The sequence below is a fragment of the Pseudomonas sp. genome (assembly GCF_037994325.1).
Classification (GTDB): domain Bacteria; phylum Pseudomonadota; class Gammaproteobacteria; order Pseudomonadales; family Pseudomonadaceae; genus Aquipseudomonas.
The window spans coordinates 1-4,991 of the sequence record NZ_JBBNAH010000658.1 but is presented as its reverse complement, the minus strand read 5'-3'; the positions used below and the strand labels follow the sequence as shown (position 1 = coordinate 4,991).

At 60.4% G+C, this 4,991-nt stretch carries 5 protein-coding genes; all 5 read left to right on the top strand.

Translation table 11 applies throughout. From position 1 onward, the window contains the following. Positions 1–76: 76 nt before the first annotated feature. Positions 77–1,111, top strand: a complete 1,035-nt coding sequence (locus tag AAAB16_RS21765; protein ID WP_340665216.1) for a hypothetical protein — start codon at positions 77–79, stop codon at positions 1,109–1,111. Continuing rightward, positions 1,111–2,193, top strand: coding sequence for a PAAR-like domain-containing protein (locus tag AAAB16_RS21760; RefSeq protein ID WP_340665215.1), 1,083 nt, complete (start codon positions 1,111–1,113; stop codon positions 2,191–2,193). Before AAAB16_RS21765 ends, AAAB16_RS21760 begins: the two co-directional genes overlap by 1 nt. A 19-nt stretch (positions 2,194–2,212) precedes the next feature. Then, complete coding sequence (locus AAAB16_RS21755; protein ID WP_340665214.1) at positions 2,213–3,103, top strand: hypothetical protein; 891 nt, start codon at positions 2,213–2,215, stop codon at positions 3,101–3,103. Beyond that, positions 3,090–4,370: a TIGR02270 family protein gene (locus AAAB16_RS21750; RefSeq protein WP_340665213.1), complete on the top strand. Its 1,281-nt coding sequence runs from the start codon at positions 3,090–3,092 to the stop codon at positions 4,368–4,370. The genes AAAB16_RS21755 and AAAB16_RS21750 overlap by 14 nt, the downstream gene beginning before the upstream one ends. Before the next feature lie 154 nt (positions 4,371–4,524). Beyond that, entirely contained in the window at positions 4,525–4,902 is a 378-nt protein-coding gene (locus tag AAAB16_RS21745; protein ID WP_340665212.1) for a hypothetical protein, read from the top strand. Positions 4,903–4,991: the final 89 nt, after the last annotated feature.

Below are 4,991 nucleotides of genomic sequence, written 5' to 3'. Positions count from 1 at the left end.
CCTGGGAGCTGGGTAAGGACTATTACCCCTCGCTCGCCGAGCTGAGTCGGGCCAAGCGTACGCCTGAGGACAGCCGATGAGCGCCATCAGCATTCTGGCCTCCGGCATGGTGACCGCCGTTGGCCTGGACGCGCCGTCCACCTGCGCGGCGATTCGGGGCGCCATCGACAACTTTCGCGAAACCCGTTTTCTCGACAAAGGCGGAGAGTGGTTGCTGGGGGCCAATGTGCCGCTTGAGCAACCCTGGCGGGGCCGCAACAAGCTTGTGCAAATGGCCGCACGTGCTATCGGCGAAGTGTTCCAGCAACAGCCCGCCCTCGACAGCGAAACCATTCCACTGCTGCTCGGGGTGGCCGAAGCCGAACGACCTGGACGCTTGCCAGGGTTGGACGGCAGCTTGCTGGCGGATATCGAAGTCGCGCTTGGCCGGCGTTTTCACCCGGCCTCCGCCATCATCGCCCGTGGTCGGGTGAGCGGTGCTGTGGGGTTACTCAATGCGCGCAAGCTGATTGAAGCGGGGCACGCCCATGTGCTGATCGCCGGCGTCGATTCGTTCCTGTCTGCCGCGCCGCTGGCCGCCTACGAAAAACGCCAGCGCCTGTTGTGCAGCCTCAACTCCAACGGCTTTATTCCCGGCGAGGCGGCCGCAGCCACGCTGGTTGGGCGGTCGCTGGCCAGTGAGACGCTGCAACTAACCTGCGTGGGGCTGGGCTTTGGCATTGAGAAGGCCACCATTGAGGCCGAGGATATTCCCCTGCGCGCCGACGGCCTGACTCAAGCCGTGCGCGCCGCGTTGCAAGAAGCCGGTTGCGGTTTGCAAGACATGGATTACCGGCTCACCGATTTGTCCGGCGAGCAGTATTACTTCAAAGAAGCCTCGCTCACCCTGAGCCGTAACCTGCGCGTGCGCAAAGAGTTCTTCCCCCTCTGGCATCCGGCTGATTGCATCGGCGAGTGCGGCGCAGCGATTGGCCCGGTGATGCTCAACGTGGCCCTGGCTGCCAGCCGCAAGGGCTATGACGAGGGCCCCAATGTGTTTTGCCACCTGGGCAACGACGCGGGTGAGCGCGCAGTCGTTTTGCTTAGCTATCAAGCCGTGAGGGCCGCCTAATGGCTAACCAGGTATTTGCCAACGGCATGGAAGTGTCCTGCAAGTCGGCCGACGGTAAATCGGTCGCCTGCTTCCCGGATGTGTGTTTCACACCGCCACAGGCGCCGCCCACGCCGATGGGCGTGCCCATCCCATACCCGAATACCGGTATGGCCAAGGACACCGCTAACGGCAGCCGCACGGTGAAAATCACCGGCAAAGAAGTGATGCTTAAAAACCAGAGCTACTTCAAAACCAGCTATGGCGACGAGGCGGGCTGCGCCCCCAAAAAGGGCGTGGTGACCAGTAAGATCAAAGGCAAGGTGTACTTCACATCGTGGTCGATGAACGTCAAGTTCGAGTCGAAAAACGTAGTGCGCCATATGGACCTGACGACGCACAACCACGCGTCGTTTCCGGGCAACACCCCGGCCTGGCCGTATCTCGATCAAATGGCGGGAGGCCCTCCAGGGCCGGGTTGCGACGAGGAGCGCAAAGAGGTCAAAGACAACTGTTCCGGCGACCACAAAGCCGACTGCGCCAACGATAAATGTCAGCGTGCCAAGAAGTGCATGCTGGTGCCGCACACCCCCCGCGCTACAGAAAATCAGACTGGTTGTTGCGACGGCGAAACCCCCCACCACTTGATTGAGGTGCACTGCTTTACCGAGTCGGGCGGTCGAAACAGCAAAAAACGTGTGCCAGGGTTCGAGAGCTATGACGACACCCGCGCACCGTGCGTCTGCGTGGTGGGTTCGCGCTACGAGAACACCCACGGGCAGATGCACGCTATTCAGAACACCGCCGAGAAAGGCGCAATGGACGCCAGCGGGCCCCGTTCGCAAATGGGCGGCAAAGATGGCGCCTGGAACTACGGCGCAGCCAAGCTGAACGCGGTGCAAGCCCATCAGACGACGTTTCCAACGTCCGGCAAAGACGGCAAACCCTGCCGTGAAGGCTGCCTGAAAGCGCAGATGGATAACTATCACAAGGGTGTAGGGGTTACCGACGACAGTACACCCTTACGGGCCGACCGCTCGCCGCTAAACGACGATCAAAAGGAATACGGCGAGAAGCAGCTGAAGAAATTGGGCAGGAAATAATGACGAGGAAATTCTGGCAATGAACAAGGGCACGGTTACCTTCTCCAGATGCGTGATTGCCGACCCTGACCTGGTGTTTATTGGCGCCCAGGTTACTGAGTTGAACAATCAGAACGTGGGCCATACCAAGGTACTGCAGTGGATGGACGGGCAGTTCGACCACTTTATGATCGACTGGCATACCACGGCCATGACGCTCTACAGCGAGCCACTTACCCTGTTTTCCATGGGGCTGGATGGCGACATTCATGTGTTCGAAGACGAACGCCAACACGAAGTCATCAACGGCCCGCAATTCATCGGGCCACTGCGGGACATGCGTATCATCGCGGGCACCAACTACGTAGCTGGCATGCAGCGTCAGGTTTACCGTCGGCGCGGCCCTGACGATTGGGTGTCAATCAGCGACGCCATCCGTAACGTCGACGGCATCAAGGGCTTCAACTCCCTCGACGGTTTTGCTGCTGACGAGATTTACGCAGCGGGATTGGACGGTGAGGTTTGGCGTTTCGACGGCCAGCACTGGCACGCCATCGACGCACCCACCTCCATCGCTCTGCAGCGTGTGTTGTGCGCCGACAACGGCCACGTCTATATCGTCGGCCTGGCCGGCACCATTCTGGTGGGCCGCCACGACCAGTGGGATGTGATCGACACTGACGACAGCATTGAAGATTTCTGGGGCGTTGAGTGGTTTAACGGCCACCTGTACGTAGCCACCTCCAAGGTCGTGTACAAAATGGTCGACGACAAATTTATTCCTCAACCAATCGGTTCCAGCGGGCAAGCCTCTGCCTCGTTTCTGCACGCTGCCCACGGCATGCTCTGGTCCGTCGGCAACCGCCACCTGGCCTACACGCGCGATGGTGATACGTGGACTGCAGTCGACTACGATGATGCCTCCTATTGAACAGGCCGCGGCAAAAGAGACCAGTCGTTTGATCATCCCCCCGGTACTCGACCAACACGCCGAGGAAGCCAGCTTCCTCGCCATTCTGCGCGACTACGCCGTGGGCGCGCCGAACTATGACCTTAGCCACCTGGGCAAACTCGACAAGCGCATCGACGCGCACCTCGACGGCCTGCACATTGCCGGCCTCAAAGGCCTTAACCTGCTGCTGGAACAACTGCGCCGCAACGCCAGCGGCGAAGTGTTTGCCGCCACCGTGCTGGCCTTTCAAATGGGCAATAGCCCGGCGCTGTCGACCCTGGGCGAACACCTGCGCACCAATGAGGAGGGCGAGCGCTACTTTGCGGCGGCGCTGGGATGGTTGCAGTGGAATTTGGTGCAGCCTTGGGTCGAACGGCTATTGGTTTCCCCCGAGCCGCTGTTTCGCCGCTTAGGGTTGGCTGCTTGTGGTATGCACCGGCATGACCCAGGGCCGGCGTTGCTCTCGGCGCTGGGCAACAGCGACCCCAGCGTACTCGCCCGTGCGGCGCGCACGGCAGGCGAACTGCGTCGTCGCGACCTGATGCAACCGATTCGCCTGCACCGCTTGCATGCCGATGATGCCCTGCGCTTTTGGGCCAACTGGGCCACCGCGCAAATGGGCGACGAAGAAGCGCTGCCCATCTTGCAACAGTTCGCCGAACGCCCCGGCCGCTTTCAGCAGCGGGCGTTGCATGTGGTGTTGGCTTGGCAGGCGCGTGACGCGAGCATGGCGTGGATCCGGCGCATGACGCAGATCCCCGAACAACGGCGTATCGCGATTAAAGCCACCGGCTTATTTGGTGACCCCGTGGCGTTGCCATGGTTATTGCAACAGATGCAAGACGTGCCCATGGCCAGAGTGGCGGGGGAGGCGTTTAACCAAATCACCGGCATTGATTTGGCGATGCACGACCTGGAACGGCGCGACAACCCCGACTACGACGCGGGGCCAAGCGATGACCCTAACGACCCGAACGTGGCCATGGACGAAGACGAAAACTTGCCCTGGCCGGATGCGGGCTTGATTCAAACCTGGCTGCACAGCAACGGTGGCGGCCTGCAAAACGGCACCGCGTATTTGCTTGGTGAGCCGTTTAGCGAGGCCGCTTGTTGGCGTGTATTGACCAGCGGTAACCAACGCCAGCGCTTGGTGGCGGCGGGGTTGTTGGCCCGGTATGTGCCGACGCGGGCCGTCTTCCCGGTGAGTGCCCCGGTACACAGGCAGCGCAGACTGTTAAACGCTTAATCGCACCGATAATCCCGTCATCCCCGCGCAGGCGGGGATCCAGAGTCGGGATCCAGCGTCTCGCGTTATACCGTGCACCACTCAATATTCTGGGTTCCCGCCTGCGCGGGAACGACGGCAATTATTCCAAACTTTCCTACCAAGGACCCGACACATGGACTGCTTTAACCACCCAGCCACCCACGCCGTCGGTATTTGCCGAGGCTGCAACAAGGCCGTGTGCCATACCTGCGCCGTCGTGTTTGCCAAAGGCATGGCGTGTTCTGCCGAGTGCGAGCAAGACGTTAAAGAACTCATTGAAATGAACGAACGCGGCAAGCGTATTTATGGCGTCGGGCAATACAAAACCAATCAGCTGGCGAGCGGGGTGTTGATTTGGTTGTTGATGACCGGGGCGATGGTGTCGGTGTCGGGGTATTTCTTTTGGGCAACGGGGCGGGTGGATTACACGACCACCACCATGGCGGTGTTTTTTCTGGTGATTACGCTGATTACCTACCGCAGCAGTAAGCGCACGGGGATTAATTGCTGAGGTGTGTGGAGGAAGGGAGGCGCTAGGGCCTCCCTTTTTTTGCACGCGCGTTTAGGTGTTTCTGGCTTTTACGCTGTTCTGTTTTAGCG

Coding starts and splice junctions, on each gene's coding strand:
- AAAB16_RS21765 (WP_340665216.1), top strand. CDS start 77: ATGAGCGCCATCAGCATTCTGGCCTCCGGCATGGTGACCGCCGTTGGC.
- AAAB16_RS21760 (WP_340665215.1), top strand. CDS start 1,111: ATGGCTAACCAGGTATTTGCCAACGGCATGGAAGTGTCCTGCAAGTCG.
- AAAB16_RS21755 (WP_340665214.1), top strand. CDS start 2,213: ATGAACAAGGGCACGGTTACCTTCTCCAGATGCGTGATTGCCGACCCT.
- AAAB16_RS21750 (WP_340665213.1), top strand. CDS start 3,090: ATGCCTCCTATTGAACAGGCCGCGGCAAAAGAGACCAGTCGTTTGATC.
- AAAB16_RS21745 (WP_340665212.1), top strand. CDS start 4,525: ATGGACTGCTTTAACCACCCAGCCACCCACGCCGTCGGTATTTGCCGA.